Source organism: Diaphorobacter sp. JS3050, from assembly GCF_013154915.1.
GTDB classification, from domain to species: domain Bacteria; phylum Pseudomonadota; class Gammaproteobacteria; order Burkholderiales; family Burkholderiaceae_C; genus Diaphorobacter; species Diaphorobacter nitroreducens.
Genome location: NZ_CP053553.1, coordinates 2,738,872 through 2,757,716 on the forward strand (window position 1 = coordinate 2,738,872; position 18,845 = coordinate 2,757,716).

The 18,845-nt window shown below is 61.3% G+C and carries 16 protein-coding genes and 4 pseudogenes; 13 read left to right on the top strand and 7 right to left on the bottom strand.

The window, feature by feature from the left end; genetic code table 11:
• Window positions 1-80: 80 nt before the first annotated feature.
• Together HND92_RS13180 and murJ are read right to left on the bottom strand one after the other, a co-directional pair.
• Window positions 81-929, bottom strand: a complete 849-nt coding sequence (locus tag HND92_RS13180; RefSeq protein ID WP_172207579.1) for a SirB1 family protein — start codon at window positions 927-929, stop codon at window positions 81-83.
• Window positions 930-942: 13 nt separating this feature from the next.
• Window positions 943-2,508, bottom strand: coding sequence for a murein biosynthesis integral membrane protein MurJ (gene murJ / locus HND92_RS13185; protein WP_047350742.1), 1,566 nt, complete (start codon window positions 2,506-2,508; stop codon window positions 943-945).
• 104 nt (window positions 2,509-2,612) lie between these two features.
• On the opposite strand from murJ, the gene rpsT reads away from it, so the two are divergent.
• Window positions 2,613-2,915 carry a 30S ribosomal protein S20 gene (gene rpsT / locus HND92_RS13190; protein WP_011806141.1) on the top strand — a complete coding sequence of 101 codons (303 nt, stop codon included), beginning with the start codon at window positions 2,613-2,615 and terminating at the stop codon, window positions 2,913-2,915.
• 178 nt (window positions 2,916-3,093) lie between these two features.
• Here the strand turns inward: rpsT and HND92_RS13195 are convergent, their stop codons facing one another.
• Complete coding sequence (locus HND92_RS13195; RefSeq protein ID WP_011806142.1) at window positions 3,094-3,408, bottom strand: DUF3579 domain-containing protein; 315 nt, start codon at window positions 3,406-3,408, stop codon at window positions 3,094-3,096.
• 234 nt (window positions 3,409-3,642) lie between these two features.
• Between HND92_RS13195 and HND92_RS13200 the strand changes: the two genes are divergently transcribed.
• The 4 genes from HND92_RS13200 (at window position 3,643) to HND92_RS13215 (ending at window position 6,455) form a co-directional block, all read left to right on the top strand.
• A complete protein-coding gene (locus HND92_RS13200; RefSeq protein ID WP_172207582.1) occupies window positions 3,643-4,839 on the top strand; it encodes an aspartate aminotransferase family protein in 1,197 nt (398 codons plus the stop codon).
• A 16-nt stretch (window positions 4,840-4,855) separates the two neighbouring features.
• The gene (argF, locus tag HND92_RS13205) at window positions 4,856-5,773 is read left to right on the top strand and encodes an ornithine carbamoyltransferase (RefSeq protein ID WP_172207595.1); all 918 of its coding nucleotides are present in this window, start codon (window positions 4,856-4,858) and stop codon (window positions 5,771-5,773) included.
• A gap of 20 nt (window positions 5,774-5,793) precedes the next feature.
• The gene (locus HND92_RS13210) at window positions 5,794-5,967 is read left to right on the top strand and encodes a hypothetical protein (protein WP_172207598.1); all 174 of its coding nucleotides are present in this window, start codon (window positions 5,794-5,796) and stop codon (window positions 5,965-5,967) included.
• A gap of 143 nt (window positions 5,968-6,110) precedes the next feature.
• Window positions 6,111-6,455, top strand: coding sequence for a YkgJ family cysteine cluster protein (locus HND92_RS13215; RefSeq protein WP_011806145.1), 345 nt, complete (start codon window positions 6,111-6,113; stop codon window positions 6,453-6,455).
• 131 nt (window positions 6,456-6,586) lie between these two features.
• Here the strand turns inward: HND92_RS13215 and HND92_RS13220 are convergent, their stop codons facing one another.
• Window positions 6,587-6,784: a hypothetical protein gene (locus tag HND92_RS13220; protein WP_011806146.1), complete on the bottom strand. Its 198-nt coding sequence runs from the start codon at window positions 6,782-6,784 to the stop codon at window positions 6,587-6,589.
• Window positions 6,785-6,808: 24 nt separating this feature from the next.
• A pseudogene (locus tag HND92_RS13225) lies at window positions 6,809-6,994 on the bottom strand (hypothetical protein); the annotation flags it as partial.
• A 145-nt stretch (window positions 6,995-7,139) separates the two neighbouring features.
• Between HND92_RS13225 and HND92_RS13230 the strand changes: the two are divergent.
• Window positions 7,140-10,058: pseudogene (locus tag HND92_RS13230) on the top strand (Tn3-like element IS1071 family transposase).
• A 168-nt stretch (window positions 10,059-10,226) separates the two neighbouring features.
• Window positions 10,227-11,792 (top strand): methyl-accepting chemotaxis protein, encoded by a 1,566-nt coding sequence (locus tag HND92_RS13235; protein ID WP_172207601.1) that lies wholly within the window; start codon window positions 10,227-10,229, stop codon window positions 11,790-11,792.
• Window positions 11,793-11,840: 48 nt separating this feature from the next.
• Here HND92_RS13235 and nagR read toward each other — a convergent pair whose 3' ends face one another.
• A complete protein-coding gene (nagR, locus tag HND92_RS13240) occupies window positions 11,841-12,746 on the bottom strand; it encodes a naphthalene degradation transcriptional regulator NagR (RefSeq protein WP_172207604.1) in 906 nt (301 codons plus the stop codon).
• 120 nt (window positions 12,747-12,866) lie between these two features.
• Here nagR and nagAa point away from each other — a divergent pair, with 120 nt between their 5' ends.
• The 5 genes and pseudogenes from nagAa to nagAd all read left to right on the top strand — a co-directional run bounded on the left by nagAa (window position 12,867) and on the right by nagAd (window position 16,860).
• Window positions 12,867-13,853, top strand: a complete 987-nt coding sequence (gene nagAa / locus HND92_RS13245) for a naphthalene 1,2-dioxygenase/salicylate 5-hydroxylase systems ferredoxin--NAD(P)(+) reductase NagAa (protein WP_172207607.1) — start codon at window positions 12,867-12,869, stop codon at window positions 13,851-13,853.
• A 45-nt stretch (window positions 13,854-13,898) separates the two neighbouring features.
• Window positions 13,899-14,435 (top strand): annotated as a pseudogene (gene nagG / locus HND92_RS13250) (salicylate 5-hydroxylase large oxygenase NagG); the annotation flags it as partial.
• A gap of 64 nt (window positions 14,436-14,499) precedes the next feature.
• Window positions 14,500-14,814, top strand: coding sequence for a non-heme iron oxygenase ferredoxin subunit (locus tag HND92_RS13255; RefSeq protein WP_172207609.1), 315 nt, complete (start codon window positions 14,500-14,502; stop codon window positions 14,812-14,814).
• A 106-nt stretch (window positions 14,815-14,920) separates the two neighbouring features.
• Window positions 14,921-16,261: an aromatic ring-hydroxylating dioxygenase subunit alpha gene (locus HND92_RS13260; RefSeq protein ID WP_172207611.1), complete on the top strand. Its 1,341-nt coding sequence runs from the start codon at window positions 14,921-14,923 to the stop codon at window positions 16,259-16,261.
• Between the two features lie 14 nt (window positions 16,262-16,275).
• Window positions 16,276-16,860 carry a naphthalene 1,2-dioxygenase system small oxygenase NagAd gene (gene nagAd / locus HND92_RS13265; protein WP_172207613.1) on the top strand — a complete coding sequence of 195 codons (585 nt, stop codon included), beginning with the start codon at window positions 16,276-16,278 and terminating at the stop codon, window positions 16,858-16,860.
• 86 nt (window positions 16,861-16,946) lie between these two features.
• Here nagAd and HND92_RS13270 read toward each other — a convergent pair whose 3' ends face one another.
• Window positions 16,947-17,981, bottom strand: coding sequence for an IS30 family transposase (locus tag HND92_RS13270; RefSeq protein WP_172207615.1), 1,035 nt, complete (start codon window positions 17,979-17,981; stop codon window positions 16,947-16,949).
• Between the two features lie 65 nt (window positions 17,982-18,046).
• On the opposite strand from HND92_RS13270, the pseudogene nagB reads away from it, so the two are divergent.
• Window positions 18,047-18,827: pseudogene (gene nagB / locus HND92_RS19510) on the top strand (1,2-dihydroxy-1,2-dihydronaphthalene dehydrogenase NagB).
• Window positions 18,828-18,845: the final 18 nt, after the last annotated feature.

Here is an 18,845-nt window from a genome sequence, read left to right on the forward strand (position 1 = left end):
ATGGTGACAACTCTTCGTGTCCAGCACATGACATGGTGCGCTTTTGCCATGTTTTTGTCACATGGCACGCTTGGCCTGGATCAGAAACGGCGCAATTCTTTCACGCGCTGTGCGATCGCAGGGGCATCTTCGGCACCCTCAGCATGGGCCAGATAGGTCTCCAGGTTCTCCAGCGCTTGCAGGGATGCGCCGCTCTCCGCATACGCCAGGCCGCGGTCGCGCCACTCGCTCCAGGCATCGGGCAGCAACACGATGAGCCGGTCCTGCACCGCCACCAGGCGACTCCAGTCCTGGCGCGCGCGGTGGATTTCCTTCAGATTGCGCAGCATGCGCGCAAGAATATCCCGCTCCGTGGCGGCCTGCAGATACAGGCCCAGCGGAGCTTCGTCCTCCAGCGGTCCGTGTCCGCGGCGAAAAGGCTCCAGCCGCTCGCCCAGCGCTTCGCGCGAGAGGGAAAGCCCCGTCATCGGGTCCATCACGACCTGGCCCGTGGGCATGAGCACCTTGACCAGGAAATGCCCGGGAAAGGCCACCCCGTGCGCACGCAGGCCCACCCCCTGCGCCAGCTCCAGCCACAGCACCGCCAGCGAGATGGGAATGCCGCGCCGCTTCTCCAGCACGATGTGCAAATAGCTGTTGCCCGGCGCGTAGTAGTCGTTGAGATTGCCCGCAAAGCCCAGTTCGCCAAAGAAAAACTGGTTGAGCAGATTGAGCCGCAGCAGCGGTTCGGCATCCTGCGCAATGCGCCTCTGCAGCCGCGCCTGCAGGCGGTCCATCTCGTCCAGGAACTGCTGCACATCCAGGCGCGGATATTCGTCCTGCGCGATGCAGGCGGCCGACTCCAGCAACGCGATGGCGCCGCCCTGCGGCACCTGGACCAGCGACGCGAAATACTCCAGCGGCGTGGGAACGGAATAGCTCAACGCCATGCGCCCTCTCCCTTCAGCGGCGCAACAGCTGGCGCAGCTTGAGCCCGCAGGCCCACAGCGCGCCAAAGTACAGCGCGGCCGATGCGGCGAGCAGCAGCGCCAGCAGTCCCGCACGCTGCAAGCTGTGCGCCCGCAGCGCCAGCCAGTCGAAGTGGTGGGAGGCCCAGAGCAGGAACACGGCCAGCAGCGCACTGGCGGCAATCACCTGCAGCGCAAACCGGCCCCAGCCTTCGCGCGGGCGAAAGCTTCCCCGCCGCAGCAGCCCCGTGAGCAGCCACAGGGCGTTGATGAGCGCACCCAGGCCAATCGACAGCGCCAGCCCAGCATGCGCCAGCAGGGGCACCAGCGCGGCATTCATGATCTGCGTGGCCACCAGCACCACGATGGCGATGCGCACGGGCGTGCGGATATCCTGGCTGGCGTAGTAACCCGGCGCCAGCACCTTGATGGCCACCAGGCCCAGCAACCCCGCTCCATAGCCTGCCAGCGCCACGGAGATCTGCCGCACGTCGCCGTCATTCAGCGCACCATGGTGGAACAGCGTGGCCACCAGCGGCGTTGCGAAGGTCAGCAGTCCCACGGCGCAGGGTACGGCCAGCAGCACCACGATGCGCAGCCCCCAGTCCAACATGGCCGAGTAGCGTTCACCATCCCCCGCAGCCTTGGCGGCCGACAACTGCGGCGTGAGCACCACGCCCAGCGCCACGCCCAGCAGGGCCGTGGGAAATTCCATGAGGCGGTCGGCATAAAACAGCCATGTCACGCTGCCCGGTGTGAGATAGGACGCGATCTGCGTGTTGATCATCAGCGAGATCTGCGCCACCCCCACGCCCAGCAACGCCGGCGCCATCAGGGTAAGAATGCGGCGCACGCCTGGGTCCTGCCAGGCACTGCGTACCCTGCCCCAGGTCATGCCGATGCGGGGCAGCAGCCCCAGGCGGCGCAATGCGGGCAGTTGCACCGCCAGTTGCAGCACCCCGCCGCCCATCACCCCGCCCACCATGGCGTAGATGGGCTCTATGCCCCGCGCCGCCAGTTGTGGCGCGCCCAGCCAAGCGGCCGCGATCATGCACAGGTTCAGCAGCACGGGTGTGGCGGCCGGCACGCCAAAGCGCTTCCAGGTGTTGAGCACGCCCGCCGAAAGGGCCACCAGCGACATGAATCCAATGTAGGGGAACATCCAGCGCGTCATGAACACGGCGGCGTCGAACCCCTCCGGACTCTGGCGCAACCCGCTGGCCAGCGCCCACACGAGCAGCGGCGCTCCTACCACCCCCAGCACGCAGGTCAGTAGCAGCGCCCAGAACAGCGCCGTGGCCACGGCGTTCACAAGTGCATGGGTGTCCTCATCGCCATGCTGCGCCTTGTGCGCGGCCAGGACGGGCACGAAGGCCTGGCTGAACGCCCCTTCGGCGAACAAGCGGCGAAACAGGTTGGGAATGCGAAAAGCGACGTTGAAAGCGTCTGTCAGAACGTTGGCGCCGAACATCGAGGCCATGAGCAGATCACGCACCAGGCCCGTCACGCGGGAGGCCAGGGTCAACAGCGATACGGTGGAAGCGGCTTTGAACAGGGACACCGGCGCAAGTGTATGCGTTTGGCGTCGCGCCACGCCCGAAATGGCGGCTGCGCTATAATGGCCGGCTTTGCTGACAACATCCTCAGACACAAGGAACACATACCATGGCATCTGGAAAGCCAAAGAAAAAGAACCCCCGCCTGGCATCGGGCCGCAAGCGCGCCCGCCAAGGCCTCAAGCTGAACGCAGCCAACACCTCGCTGCGCTCCAAGTACCGCACCGCCGTCAAGAACGTCGAGAAGGCTGTTCTGGCCGGTGACAAGACCAAGGCAACCGAGTTGTTCGCCAAGGCCCAGTCCGTGCTGGACACCATCGCCGACAAGGGCATCTTCCACAAGAACAAGGCAGCTCGCGACAAGAGCCGCCTGTCCGCCAAGGTGAAAGCCTTGGCTCTGGCAGCCGCCTAAATTCACCGCCTGCCCCGCGCAGGCCAACAGCCCGGGTGGCTCGCCACCCGCCGTTTGTAACGGGTGCGCTGTCAGCAAAGCAGAGAAACCGCCTCCGGGCGGTTTTTTTGTGCCCGGCGCTGCTCGGCACAGCACCCCGGGGGCACACACGCCCACCCAAAAGAAAAGGCCTGTGTTGTCAGGCCTTGGGATCGGGGAGCAGGCAGGCTTCGACGACCTGCAAGTTGTTGTCTCTGGCAAAGTTGAGCACGAAGTCCCACGCCATGGGCTCGTGCGCCTGCAGGTCGCGGTGGACCACCACGCACTTCACTCCGTTCATGCTGGTAGGAATGCACCAGGGGGAGTAGTTCAGGTGGCTGCCAGGCACGGCACCGCCGGGGCGGAACTGGCTCATGACCCCCGCCAGGCGCTCGGCCCAGTCGCTGGGCCGAAAGGTCCTCCCTTCGAGGGTAATGCCTTGGATGAAGACTTCTTTGGAGGAGGGAGCAACCATCGGGTTCGGGTCGTGTAAGGGGCGCCGACCTTGTGCGTCGGCGTGGCACGGATTCTAACTCTTATATAAGAGCTACCCTCCAATGCCCCAGCACCGCCTGCCAGCATTGAACGCAAGCGCAGCGCATGACTGTGATGCGCAATCTTCAATGGTGCGCGCGAGGGCAGCCCCTAGAATCGCATTTCCCTTTTTGGGGCTGTTCCCCGTTTCCCTCTCTTGTCAGGAGATGTCCGCATGACCGCATTTGTCGAGGCTGCCTCGCCCCACGTGATGAACACCTATGGCCGCGTACCCATCGCGCTGGAGCGAGGCCAGGGCGTGCGTGTGTGGGACGTGAACGGCAAGCAGTACCTCGACGGACTGGGCGGCATCGCCGTGAATACGCTGGGCCACAACCATCCCAAGCTGGTGCCGGCGCTGCAGGACCAGATCGCCAAGCTGATCCACACCTCCAACTACTACCATGTGCCGGGACAGGAAAAGCTGGCCCAGCTGCTGACCGAGCGCGCGCACATGACCAACGTGTTCTTCTGCAGCACCGGCCTGGAGGCCAACGAGGCTGCCATCAAGATCGCGCGCAAGTACGGCGTGGACAAGGGCATCGAAAAACCCGTGATCGTGGTCTACGACCATGCCTTCCACGGCCGCTCCATCGCCACCATGACCGCCACTGGCAACCCCAAGGTGCGCAACGGCTTCGGCCCGCTGCTGGAGGGCTTCCTGCGCGTGGCGCCCAATGACATCGAGGCGCTGCAGGAGGCCACCGAAGGCAACGCCAACATCGTCGCCGTGATGATGGAGCCCATCCAGGGCGAAGGTGGCCTGCATCCCATGCGCGCCGACTACCTGCAGCAGGTGCGCGCACTGTGCGACGCCAACGGCTGGCTGCTGATGCTTGACGAGGTGCAGGCCGGCATGGGCCGCACCGGCAAGTGGTTTGCCCACCAGTGGGCCGGCATTGTCCCGGATGTGATGACGCTGGCCAAGGGCCTGGGCTCGGGCGTTCCCGTGGGCGCAGTGCTGGCGCACGGCGCCGCCGCGCAGGTGCTCAAGCCGGGCAACCACGGCTCCACCTTCGGCGGCAACCCGCTCGCCATGCGCGCGGGTGTGGAGACCATCCGCATCATGGAAGAAGACGGCCTGCTGCAGAACGCCGCGGACGTGGGCGCCCACCTGAAGGCCGAGTTGCAGCGCGCACTGGGTAAGACCGCTGGCGTGAACGAAGTCCGCGGCCAGGGCCTGATCATCGGGATGGAGCTGGACCGCCCCTGCGGCGTGCTGATCGATCGCGCGGCCGAGGCCGGCCTGCTGCTGTCGGTGACCGCCGAGCGCGTGATCCGCCTGGTGCCCGCGCTCATCCTCACGCGCGCAGAGGCCGACGAGATCGTCGCCCTGCTCACACCCCTGGTGCAGACCTTCCTGTCTGAATGAAGAAGATCGACCGCGTATGAAGCACTACCTGCAATTCACCGACTTCACCGCCGACGAATACAACTACCTGTTCTCGCGCGCCGCCATCATCAAGGGCAAGTTCAAGAGCTACGAGAAGTACCACCCGCTAGCCGACCGCACCCTGGCCATGATCTTCGAGAAGGCCAGCACCCGCACGCGTGTGAGCTTCGAGGCCGGCATGTACCAGCTGGGCGGCAGCGTGGTGCACCTGACCACGGGAGACAGCCAGTTGGGCCGCGCCGAGCCCATCGAGGACAGCGCGCGCGTCATCAGCCGCATGGTGGACCTGGTGATGATCCGCACCTTCGGCCAGGAAAAGATCGAGCGCTTTGCCGCGCACTCGCGCGTGCCGGTGATCAATGGGCTGACCAACGAGTTCCACCCCTGCCAGATCCTGGCCGACCTGTTCACCTTCATCGAGCACCGCGGCACCATCGCCGGCAAGGTGGTGGCCTGGGTGGGCGACGGCAACAACATGGCCAACACCTGGCTGCAGGCGGCCGATCTGTTGGGCTTCACCGTGCACGTGAGCACCCCCGGCGGCTACGAGGTGGACGAGAAGCTCGCCTTCGGCGGCAAGCCCCACCGCGCGGGCTCCTACAAGGTCTTTGCCGATCCCATGGATGCCTGCCGCGGCGCCGACCTGGTGACCACCGACGTGTGGACGAGCATGGGCTACGAGGCCGAGAACGAAGCGCGCCGCAAGGCCTTTGCCGACTGGTGCGTGGACGCCGAGATGATGGCCGTGGCCAAGCCCGACGCGCTGTTCATGCACTGCCTGCCCGCGCACCGCGGCGAGGAGGTGATGGCCGACGTGATCGACGGCCCCCAGTCCGTCGTCTGGGACGAGGCGGAAAACAGGATGCACGTGCAGAAGGCACTCATGGAGTACCTGCTGCTCGGTCGCGTCTAAACCCATCCCGCATCCCACCCATGGCCCCAGCGCAACTCCACCCCAGGCGCCCGGGTCATCCACCCTGCCCCGCCCGCCAGCGCCCGCTGGCGCCTGAACTGCACGCGGCCGCCCGGCGCATGGCGGCACGCGTGCATGCGCTGCAGGTGCGCATTCATACCTTCTACCTGAAGTTCCTCCAGGGCCACACCTAGCGGCCCGGTTCTGCGCGGCAGGCGCCCCAGCGCATGCCCGCCCTCCCATCGCTCCCCCTGATCGCCCGCGATCCCCGGTGCCGGCTGCGCGTCGCACCTGGGATGGGGCCCGTTGCCGATGCACCAGAACCCGAGGAACCTGCATGTCCGTCCCCGTCCACCCCTGCCTGCACTGCGGTGCATGCTGCCAGAACTACCGCGTGGAGTTCTCCGTCTATGAACTGCAGTCCATGGGCGGGCGCGTGCCCGACGCCCTGGCCCATGAGGCCGGAGGCAACCGCTACCGCATGAACGGCACCGAGCGCCACCCCGTGCGCTGCGTGGCACTGGCCGACCTGGGCAACGGCTGCATCGGCTGCGGCATCTACGACCAACGTCCCCAGCCGTGCCGCGACTTTCCGTTCGCCTCCTACGGTTGCCACGACACGCGCGCCAAGCTGGGCCTGCCGCCGTTGGGCGACACGCAGGAGTGGCCGCAGGCCGCTTGAAGTGGTTCTTCAAAAAGAAGAGCTGCTGGCGCTTTCCAGGCAATGATTTCAGATAGTTTTGATACTGAAACCTTTGCCTGGCAAGCGCCGGCAGCTATGCTTTTAGGCCCGCGACCAGGGCTATCCCGGCTTCAGGGCTTGCGTGCCGGCGCGCAGCGGTCTCCGGCGCAGGCATTGCAGCCCCCGCAACTGCTGCCGGTCTTGGCCATGGGCGCCAGTGCCGGATGCACGCGCGCGGCGCGGGCGCGCCAGCGCTGTGGCAGCCAGCGCCACAGCAGCGCCAGGGCGGCCACGGCCACGATCACGGCGGTGAGAATGTCTTGCCACATGGTTCTGCTCCTTGGTGACGGTTTTCAACCACCGCCCAGCGCCAGGGCCACGCGGTAGGTGATGAAGCTGGCCGCATAGGCCAGTGCGAAGAGATAGCCCGTCATGACAAGCGGCCAGCGCCAGCCGTTGGTCTCGCGGCGCACGGCGGCGATGGTGGAGACGCACTGCGGCGCGAAGATGAACCACACCAGCAGCGACAGCGCCGTGGCGGGGTCTCCTCGTTTTCAGTGCAATAAGTGACGGTACGCAAAGCTAGCACTGGCGCGGGGGTGGTCTGGGTAGACCGTTGATTTCATTGACTTTCCTGTTCGCTTTGTAAACGGGTATGGTGGCCTCCCACTTTTGAGGTTCACGATGCAGGGTTGGCACACAACGTTTTTGGGGATGCGTGGGCTCCCCGCGATATCAGCGACTTCGAGATGAAGGCATTTTTCACCTTCGATGGTGCCGAGCGCGACGCAATCAATGCACGCCGAGGTGATTCCCACAAGCTTGGTCTGGCGCTCCATATTGGTTTCCTGCGCATGAGTGGGCGTTTGCTCGGTGCCTTTCGGGTAATTCCAGTAGCCTTGTGGCGCGCGCCACCTTGGCAACGAGCTTGGCATTGCAGCACCAGAAGTCGCCTCGCTGAGAGCCATGTATGAACGCGGGCGCACGCTATTCGATCACCAACAAGTAGCCTGCACGGTCCTTGGATTCCAGTGGATGAGCGAGCACCAGCGCCGCTCACTGGTACGTGAACTGCGCGACGAAGTGGCGCGCTGCGCCGACCGCGATCAGCTACTCGTGCGGGCGCGTCAATGGCTGTACAAGAACAAGCTGGTGATCGTGCACGAGCGGGCAATTCGGACACTGATTGCGGCGGCACTTGCCCAGCTTGAAGTTGAAACAGGCACCGCCATCGCCGCCAGCGTTGATCCAGCAACACTTGATCGCTGGCGAGCCTCAGTTTCAGAGCTGCGCCCAGATGGACAAACCCAGCAGAGTTGGCTATGGGCTGCACCGGCGAAACACTCAACCCGCCAAATCAGCGAGGTACTGGAGCGCATCGACCTGCTTTACACGCTGGACGTTCATAAGCACCTGGCAGACATCCCCGATCTCATCTTGCGCCGCTACGCGCGCCGACTTGTCTCCAGGCCGCCCTCAGCCGGAGCCAAGATCAAAGAGCCAGCGCGCACCGTGGAGGTCGCATGCTTTCTTCGGTATTGCCTGTTCGCCACCACAGACCAGTTGATCCTTATGGTGCAGCGCCGGATCGCCGATCTGTGGCGTCAGGCTGCCGCCGATGTCCCCGCTACCGTCAATTGGGCCGCAATGTACAAAACGCTGCTCGGCGAACTTGTTGCCTTGAGCGCGCAAGGTGCGGTGCCAGATGCTGAGTTGCGTGCCCGTCTTGAAGCCTTGATCACCGAAACCCAGAAACGCAAACCACCGAGCAGGGCCTCCCTGGTCCGCGAGGGATTGATTGATGGAATTCGCCCCGTGCGGTCGTTGCTCGTCGCCATTGCAAAGCTGCCCTGGCAGGCCACCGGCGAGCATCCTGCCATCGAGTACCTTGCCAAGCTGCAAGCTTTATATCTCAAAGGATCCAGAAAGCTGCCAGTTGAAGTGGTGGCACCAAGTCTGGGAATGATCTGGCAGGTTTCGATCTCCAGCCCAGACCGGGAACGGGCGTTTCAGGCGTTGGAGGTGGCCACCCCGTTTGCCCTGCGCCGCGCGGTGCGCAATGGCTCGGTCTGGATTGAGCACAGCCTGAGCTTTCGGGGTCGTGCGCGCTTGTTCTTCACGGACGAGCGTTGGCAGGCAGAGTCCAAGAAACACTATGCCCGTCTATCGTTACCCAGCAAGGCTGCCACTTTCTTGAAGCCTTTGCTGGCCAGAGTAACTGCCGGTGTCGATGCGGTGGCCGCTGCAGCCCGCAGTGGCGTACTGCGCGTGGATGATGAACTCCATTTGTCGCCATTGCCCGCAGAGGACGAAGACCCAGAAGTGACCAAGCTGCGCGCGGCTTTGGATCACCGCATCGGTGAGGTTCAATTGCCGGAAGTGATTCTGGCCGTTGACGCCCAGGTGCGCTTTAGCTGGATCATGCTCGGACGTGAGCCGCGCTCTACCGACGAGCTGCTGATGGTCTATGCCGGCATCATGGCCCACGGCACCAGTCTGACTGCGGTCGAATGCGCGCGCATGATTCCGCAATTGTCTGCCACCAGCATTCGCCAGGCCATGCGCTGGGCGCGGGACGAACGGCGTCTGAGCCAGGCCTGCCAGGCTGTGCTGGAATTCATGCAGCGACACCCGATTGCCGCCACCTGGGGGCGGTCCGATTTGGCATCTTCTGACATGATGACCATGGAGACCACCAAACGGGTGTGGCAAGCCCGGCTTGATCCTCGGCGCAACACACCTTCCATTGGAATCTACTCCCATGTAAAAGACCGGTGGGGCATCTTCCATGCGCAGCCCTTTGTGCTCAATGAGCGCCAGGCGGGCGTGGCCATTGAAGGTGTCATCCGCCAAGAAAAGCTGGAGACCAGCCAGCTTGCTGTGGATACCCATGGCTACACCGACTTTGCCATGTCACATGCCCGTTTGCTTGGTTTTGATCTTTGCCCGCGGTTGAAGGAACTCAAACAGCGCCACCTCTTTGTGCCACGCGGCACCAAAGTGCCCGCAGAAATCGCTGCGGTGTGCGAAGCCAATGTCGACGTCGCTTTGATCGAAAAGCATTGGGATAGTCTGGTGCACCTGGCAGCCTCGGTCATGAGCGGACATGCCAGTGCGGTGGCAGCTCTTGCGCGGTTCGGTTCTGCCGCCCAGGGCGATCCAATCTATGAGGCTGGCGTGCAATTGGGGCGGTTGCTGCGTACGGCGTTTTTGGCTGACTACTTTGTCAAGGACGCTTTCAGGAACGAGTTGCGCCGGGTGCTCAATCGGGGCGAGGCTGTTAACGCCCTCAAGCGCGCCATTTATACCGGCCGGATCAGCCCGGCGCAGGCCAAACGTGTCGATGAAATGCAGGCTGTGGCCGATGCGTTGAGCCTGATGGCCAACATCGTGATGGCGTGGAATACCTCACAGATGCAGGCGGTCCTGGATCGCTGGTCGAACCGCCGCCAGGTCATTCCACCGGAACTGATCGGGAAGATTGCGCCCACCAGGCTGGAGAGCATCAACTTGCGGGGTGTGTTTCGCTTCCCGGTTGACCGCTATGCTGACCAAATCCTGCCTTCGCGGCCAAATGCATCGATAACTGGCACCAATGGATGAAACCGACCACGGTTTGACGCCACGAATCGCAGATTTGAAAGTGAACAGGAAAGTCAATGAAATCAACGATCTACCAACACCACCTCCGCGCCAGTGCTAGCTTTTCGTACCGTCACTTATTGCACTGAAAACGAGGAGACCCCCCTTTCCACTGAAAGAACACAACCCATGCCCCAATTCACCCTGCGCCAGAAATTTTTGTTCGGCATGGTCGCCGTGCTCACGGTGTCACTGCTGGTGATGTTGGGGGGGCGATTCCTTGGCAAGGCCGCGCGCTTCCACCACCTGGAGCGGGAACATCTTGCGGCTGTCATGCAGATGGCACTCGCCATGCAGCGGGCAAGCTCGGGTGACACGGCCCCGGCGGTTGGCAAGGACCTGCTGCTCAAGCCGATCAAGCACGGGCAGTGGCTTGCCGCGCAGGTCGATGTGGAGTTGTTCAAGGTCGAGCAGGGGTTGTTCCGCTTGTTCGGCTTTGGTGGCGTTCTTGACTTGCCGAGCAAGGACATTGGCGACCTGGAGCGCATGAAGAAAATCATCGAGCTCGAACCTGGCAGCACCGTGAGCCCGGCACTGGTCGAGCGGCTGCGACCCGACATGGCGGTGGTGCAAGATGGCTCCGAACGTTTCGCCCCGCTAGTGGCCGAGGCGGTCGGCTTCATCAAGGCGCTTGTCTTCAGCATCAACCTGCTGGGCGGTCTGGTGCTGCTGGCCTCCTTTTGGGCGATCCGCAAAGCGGTGCTCGGGCCGCTGGAGGAGGCGCTGCGGCTGGCGGGCCAGATTGCCCAGGGCGACCTCACGGGGCAGATCGTGACGCGTTCGAACGACGAAGTCGGCCAATTGATAACCGCCCTGGCGGACATGCAGGGCAGCCTTTCCAGCATGGTGGCCCATGTGCGCCAGAACGCCGAGAGCCTGGAGGCGGCCAGTTCCGAGATTGCCCAGGGCAACCACGACCTGTCGGCGCGCACCGAAAGCCAGGCCAGCGCCCTGGAAGAAACCGCCGCCAGCATGGAGGAGCTGAGCTCCACCGTGCGCCAGAACGCCGACAACGCGCGCCATGCCAACCAGCTCGCGCAAAGCGCCAGCGCCGTGGCCGTCCAAGGCGGCGAAGCTGTGGCCCAGGTGGTCAACACCATGACCGGCATCAACGAAAGCTCACGCAAGATAGCCGACATCATCGGCGTCATTGACGGCATCGCCTTCCAGACCAATATCCTGGCCCTGAATGCCGCGGTCGAGGCCGCCAGAGCGGGTGAACACGGTCGCGGCTTTGCCGTGGTGGCCGCCGAAGTGCGCAGCCTGGCCCAGCGCAGCGCCGAGGCTGCCAAGGAAATCAAGACCCTGATCAGCGACAGCGTGGGCCGGGTCGAGCAAGGCAGCGCCCTGGTGGACCGGGTCGGCGCCACCATGAAAGAGGTCGTGGACAGTATCCGGCGCGTGACCGACATCATGGGCGAGATCAGCGCGGCCAGCACCGAGCAGAGCCAGGGAGTAGCGCAGGTGGGTGAGGCCGTCACCAATATGGACCAGGTCACGCAGCAGAATGCGGCGCTGGTCGAGCAGATGGCCGCGGCGGCCTCCAGCCTGAAGGGCCAGTCCGAGGAGCTGGTGCAGACGGTGGCGGTGTTCAAACTGGCGGGTGAAGGCAGTTCTGACCCGGCTGCCTACGCACAAGGCCAGTCGCATGGAAGAACTGCTGCCGCATCGGTTGGCAGACCACCGACATCCTGATTCTCAGCTATGGCCGCCCGCGGCAGTCAATATGGGCTTGCTGGACGCTTATGCTTCAGAGAAAAGCTCGACGAACAACTGACGTAGCCACATGTTGCCCGGATCCCGGTTGTACTTGGCATGCCAAAACAGGTTGATGGCGATGTCAGGCAGCTTGGCCGGGTGCGGGGATGTCGTCAGACCAAAAGGCACTTCGCAGCGAACGGCAAAACGCTGCGGCACGGTCGCGATGAGGTCGGTGCTGTGCAGAATGGGGCCGATCGCAATGAAATGCGGCACCACCAGCCGCATGCGCCTTTTGATGCCTGCGCGTTCGAGCAGGCCATCGACCTCACCGTGTCCGGTGTTGAGTGCGACCACGCCGACATGCTCCAGTTCACTGAACTGTTTCAGGCTCATGGGGGATTTGGCGCTTGGATGGTCCTTGCGGAACATGCATACGTAGCGGAGGCGAAAGAGGCGCCGCTGGAAGAATCCGGTCTGTAGCTCTGGCAGAAGACCCAAGGCGAGATCAACCGCACCGGACTCCATATCCTCCTTCAGATTGCCAGCATTCGGGCGCAGCGTGCTGATCTGGATGTGAGGAGCTCGTTGCGCAAGCGCTTCCATCAGTGGGGGCATGAAGTACATCTCGCCGATGTCGGTCATTGCCAAGTTGAAGGTGCGCGTGCTGGCAAATGGGTCGAAAGAGTCACGGGTCGTCAGTGCCGTCTGCAGCGTGTTGAGCGCATAGACCACGGGCTCCGCAAGATGCAGTGCATACGGTGTCGGCTCCATGCCTTTTGAGGTGCGCAAGAACAAATCGTCCTTTAGCGCCGCACGCAGCCGTTTAAGTGAATTGCTGACGGCAGGCTGCGTCAGCCCCAGTTTTTCGCCGGCCGTCGATACGCTCCGGTCGAGCAGTAGCTGGTTGAAGACCACCAGCAGATTCAAGTCGATGTCGCGCAGATCCATGACCTCACCCTCACCATTATTCATGCTGGTGATTTTAACTATCAGACTTGATCTATAGCGCTATACCGATCGACGCGCTAGAATCGCAGCCATTCGGAGACAACTGAAAAAAGAGCTTGCATGGAACTGGTAGTAGAACCCCTCAATTTGCATCTGAACGCGGAGACCGGCAGCACCCTGCTTGACGTGCTCAGGTCCAACGAGGTCCCCATTTCTTATAGCTGCATGTCGGGCCGCTGCGGCACTTGCCGTTGCCGTGTGATTGCCGGCCATCTTCGCGATAACGGCTCCGAGACAGGGCGCCCGCAGGCAGGAAAGGGGGCCTATGTCCTGGCCTGTCAGGCGGTTCTGACCGAAGACTGCACGATCGAGATTCCTGAATCTGACGAGATCGTGGTTCACCCGGCGCGCATCGTCAAGGGGACGGTCACAGCGATAGACGAAGCCACCCATGACATCCGGCGCCTGCGCATCAAACTGGCCAAACCGCTTGAGTTCAGCCCTGGCCAGTACGCAACGGTGCAGTTCACGCCCGAATGCGTCCGCCCCTATTCGATGGCCGGGCTGCCTAGCGATGCGGAAATGGAGTTTCAGATTCGCGCGGTTCCGGGCGGGCATGTCAGCAACTACGTTTTCAATGAACTGTCCGTAGGCGCTTCGGTGCGGATCAGCGGCCCCCTCGGAACGGCCTATCTGCGGCGCACGCACACCGGCCCCATGCTTTGTGTGGGGGGTGGAACAGGTCTGGCGCCCGTCCTTTCGATCGTTCGAGGCGCACTGGAAAGCGGGATGAGCAACCCCATCCATCTGTACTTCGGTGTGCGGAGCGAGCAGGACATCTATGACGAGGAACGCCTTCACGCATTGGCTGCAAGGTTTCCGAATCTCAAGGTGAATGTCGTTGTTGCAACAGGCCCTGCCGGCCCTGGTCATCGATCCGGCCTGGTCACCGATCTGATCGGCCGTGGCTTGCCCAATTTGGCGGGATGGCGCGCCTACCTGTGTGGCGCTCCGGCCATGGTCGAGGCCCTGAACCTGCTCGTTGCTCGCCTAGGCATAGTACCCGGGCACATCCATGCCGATGCGTTCTATCCCAGCGGCGTCTGAGCGAAGGCACCATGCGAACCCAATTCAACCCAAGGATACCAAGCCATGAGTGAACCCCAACGATTAAAACCCGTGTTTCCCCAAGATCCGAAATGGCCGGGCGAAGGTAGCAGCCGCGTTCCCTTCTGGGCCTACACCCGCGAAGACCTGTACAAGCGCGAATTGGAGCGCCTGTTCTATGCAAACCACTGGTGCTATGTAGGCCTGGAAGCCGAGATTCCGAATCCAGGCGACTTCAAGCGAACGGTGATCGGTGAGCGCTCGGTCATCATGGTGCGTGATCCGGATGGCGGCATCAACGTGGTGGAGAACGTCTGCGCCCACCGTGGCATGCGCTTTTGCCGCGAGCGCCACGGCAACGCCAAGGACTTCTTCTGCCCCTACCACCAGTGGAACTACAGCCTCAAGGGTGACCTGCAGGGCGTGCCCTTCCGCCGTGGCGTCAAGCAGGACGGCAAGGTCAACGGCGGCATGCCCAAGGACTTCAAACTCGAAGAACACGGCCTGACCAAGCTCAAGGTGGCCGCCCGAGGCGGTGCAGTGTTTGCCTCTTTCGACCACGATGTCGAGCCTTTCGAGGACTGTGCGTGTACGACAGCGAGATGATCCCCAACTCCCTCATCTACCCCATTTGAGGTTGCAGAACATGTCCGAGAACTGGATTGATGCCATCGCACGGGACGCTGTGCCTGAGGGCGATGTGGTCGGAGTCATCGTGGCAGGCAAAGACATTGCCTTCTATGAGGTGGAAGGTGAGGTCTTCGCCACCGACAACTTGTGTACCCACGGGGCTGCGCGCTTGAGCGACGGCTTTCTCGAAGGCCGGGAAATTGAATGTCCTTTGCATCAAGGCCGATTCGATGTTTGCACGGGTAAAGCCTTGTGCGCACCCCTGACACAGGACATCAAAACCTACCCCGTAAAAATCGAAAACATGCGCGTGATGCTCAAGCTGGACTAAATGCTCAAGCTGGACTAAAATTCTTTGCAGGAGGAAAGCCAAATCCGGAAATCACCCCACCCAACCCAATCACTACCCGTTTTCAAACAAGAGGAGACAAGCAATTATGAGTTACCAAAACTTAGTGAGTGAAGCAGGGCTGACGCAAAAGCACCTGATTTATGGCGACAAAGAACTTTTCCAGCACGAATTGAAGACCATCTTCGCGCGGAACTGGCTTTTTCTGACCCATGACAGTCTGATTCCCTCCCCCGGCGACTATGTCAAAGCCAAAATGGGCGTCGATGAAGTCATCGTCTCCCGCCAGAACGATGGCTCGGTGCGAGCCTTTTTGAATGTTTGCCGTCACCGGGGCATGACAATAGTTAACGCTGAAGCCGGAAATGCGAAAGGCTTTGTGTGCGGTTACCACGGCTGGGGCTATGGCTCCAACGGCGAACTGCAAAGCGTTCCCTTTGAAAAAGAGTTTTACGGAGATGCGATCAAAAAGAAATGCCTGGGCTTGAAAGAAGTCCCCCGCATCGAAAGCTTTCATGGCTTTATCTATGGCTGTTTTGATGCAGAAGCTCCCCCGCTCATCGATTATCTGGGTGATGCAGCCTGGTACCTGGAACCCACCTTCAAGCACTCTGGTGGCCTGGAACTTGTAGGCCCCCCCGGCAAAGTGGTGGTTAAGGGCAACTGGAAGGCTTTTGCGGAAAACTTTGTAGCTGACCTCTACCACATTGGTTGGACGCACGCATCTATTATGCGCGCAGGGCAGTCGATATATGCTCCTCTTGCGGGCAACGCTATGCCTCCACCCGAAGGCTCGGGCTTGCACATGACCACCAAGTATGGCAGTGGACTTGGCGTATCGTTGGACGCCTACTCCGGTGTCCAGAGCGCTGATCTGGTTCCCGAATTGATGGCATTCAGCGGCGCAAAACAGGAAAAGCTCGCCAAAGAAATCGGCGATGTCCGGGCGCGGATTTACCGCAGCCAATTGAACGGCACGATTTTCCCGAACAACTGCTTTTTGACCGGCGCCGGTGTCTTCAAGGTCTTTAACCCGATCGATGAAAACACGACCGAGGCTTGGACGTATGCCATCGTAGAAAAAGACATGCCTGAGGACTTAAAGCGTCGCTTGGCTGACGCGGCTCAGCGCTGTACCGGACCAGCAGGATACTGGGAAAGCGACGACAACGACAACATGGCGTTATCGCAAAATGCCAAGAAATACCAATCCAGCAACAGTGATCTGATTGCCGATATGGGTTTCGGCAAGGACGTCTACGGCGACGAATGCTATCCGGGCGTCGTTGGCAAATCGGCATTCAGCGATACCAACTATCGCGGATTCTACCGTGCCTACCAGGCTCACATCAGCAGCTCCAATTGGGCCGAGTTCGAAAACACCTCCCGAAATTGGCACACCGAACTCACCAAGACGACTGATCGCTAATCCAGGAGCCAATCATGATGATCAATACCCAGGAAAACAAGCTGGTCTCCGCGCACGACGCCGAAGAATTTCACCGTTTCTTCGTCGGGCACGACAGCGATCTGCAGCAAGAAGTCACCACACTCCTGACCCGCGAAGCGCACCTGCTGGACATTCAGGCCTACAAAGCCTGGCTTGAACACTGCGTTGCCCCCGAGATCAAATACCAAGTGATCTCGCGAGAACTTCGCTCCACTTCCGAGCGTCGATACCAACTGAATGATGCGGTGAATATCTACAACGAGAACTATCAACAGCTGAAAGTTCGAGTTGAACACCAGATGGATCCTCAGAACTGGTACAACAGCCCGAAGATCCGCTTCACCCGCTTCGTCACCAATGTCACGGCGGCCAAGGACAAGAGCGCACCGGAAATGCTGCATGTGCGGTCCAACCTCATTCTCCATCGCGCCAGACGAGGAAACCAAGTTGACGTCTTCTATGCAACGCGAGAAGACAAATGGAAACGCATCGAAGGTGGTGGCATCAAATTGGTCGAACGCTTTGTGGACTACCCGGAGCGCAGTCCCCAAACCCACAACCTGATGATCTTCCTGTGAGCCCTGGGGATGCCTGCCTGGATGGCGGGCATTCGTGATTATTTTTAACAGGGCGGATTCAAAAGTGAAGTGCAACACCCTGGATTTCAGTGAATGAGAGTGGAGTGCTGCGGGCTATTCACAAGCAGTTCGCGGTAGACCGCCAGCGGTGATCGTACTCCCAGCCCTTTCCTTGGCCGGTTGTTGATTTCATCGGCAATCGCATCGAGCTGCTCCTGGCTGTAGATGCTCAGATCCGTCCCTTTGGGCAGGTACTGGCGCACCAGGCCATTCATGTTCTCGTTGGAGCCTCTTTGCCAAGGGCTGTGCGGGTCGCAGAAGTACACGGCTATGCCGGTTTGCTCACTGAGCTTCTTGTGCATGGACATCTCCCGGCCCTGGTCGTACGTCATGCTCAACCGCATCGGCTGCGCAATGCCCAGCAGCTTGTCCGTGAAGGCCTGCAAGACGTTGGCAGCACTGGCCGGCTTGAACTCAGGCAGCTTGACCAGCATCACCAGCCGGCTGGTGCGTTCCACCAAGGTCCCGACTGCGCTGGCATTGCCTTCTCCCTTGATGAGATCACCTTCCCAGTGCCCGGGAAACTGGCGGTCTTCGATCTCGGGCGGGCGTACATGGATGCTCAGCATGTCGGGAATCTGGCCTCTGCGGTCCTTGCCCTTGCTGCGCGGCAGCCGCTTGTTGTGGGCGTGACGCAGGGTGGCGATCAGCTCTTTGCGCAGCTCTCCCACGGGCATGGCATAGATGCAGTTGTAGATGGTTTCGTGTGACACGCGGTATTCATGGCCCAGGGGATACAAACGTGCCAGTGTCAGGGCAATCTGCTCGGGCGACCAGCGCAGCCGCAGCAGATGGATCACCAGGCAGGACAAGATCGACTCGGGATGCAGCTTGATAGCTGGTCTGCCACAGCGTCTGCGCTGCAGGGACTGGCACTGGGCATGTGCGCTGCCATAGCCAGATGAAGATGCATTGCGCTCCAGTTCGCGGCTGATGGTCGCCGGGGAGCGGTGCAGTTGCCGGGCAATTGCTCGTACGCTGTGGTTCTGCTGCCTCAGGCTGGCGATGGTGACTCGGTCTTCAGGCTGAAGCTGGTGATAGTGCGAGGAAGTGGTTGGCATCTGCGGACCTTACAGGTTGGCAGGTGTTGCACTTCACTTTTGAATCCGCCCAGAAATTTATTGCCATGAACACACAGCAAGTTGTTGCCATCACTGGCGCCGGCTCGGGCATTGGTTTCGAGTTGGTTCGCTCTTTTAAGGCAGCCGGTTATCGCGTATCTGCACTCGTTCGCAACGAGGAGCAAGAGGCGGGTCTTCGCAGTGAATTCAAAGACGACATTGAGATCGTGGCGGGCGATGTCCGTGATCACGCCACCAATGAGAAGCTGGTTAAACAGACGGTTGCCAAGTTCGGGCGCCTGGATTGCTTCATCGGAAATGCCGGGATATGGGATTACATGCTGAGCATCGATGATGCCTTGGGAGAAATTCTCGGGCAGTTTCGACGAGATATTTGACATCAACGTCAAAAGCTATTTCAGCGGCATCAGCGCGGCCTTGCCGGAGCTCAAAAAGACGAACGGATCGGTCGTAGTGACGGCTTCCGTTTCTTCCTATGCGGTCGGTGGCGGCGGTTCTTGCTACATTGCCAGCAAACATGCGGTGCTGGGCATGGTCAAGGCTTTGGCCTACGAATTGGCTCCGCACATCCGGGTCAATGGCGTTGCGCCAGGTGGCACGGTCACTTCTTTGGCTGGCCCGGCAAGCGCTGGCTTCGACAAAACCAAAATGAAAGACATGCCCGGCATCGATGACATGATCAAAGGCCTGACTCCCCTGGGGTTCGCGGCAAGGCCCGAGGACGTGGTGGCACCGTACCTTTTGCTGGCCTCCCGGGAACAAGGGAAGTTCATCACTGGCACGGTGATCAGCATTGATGGCGGCATGGCGCTCGGCCGCAAGTGAATTTTTAACTGAAGCAAA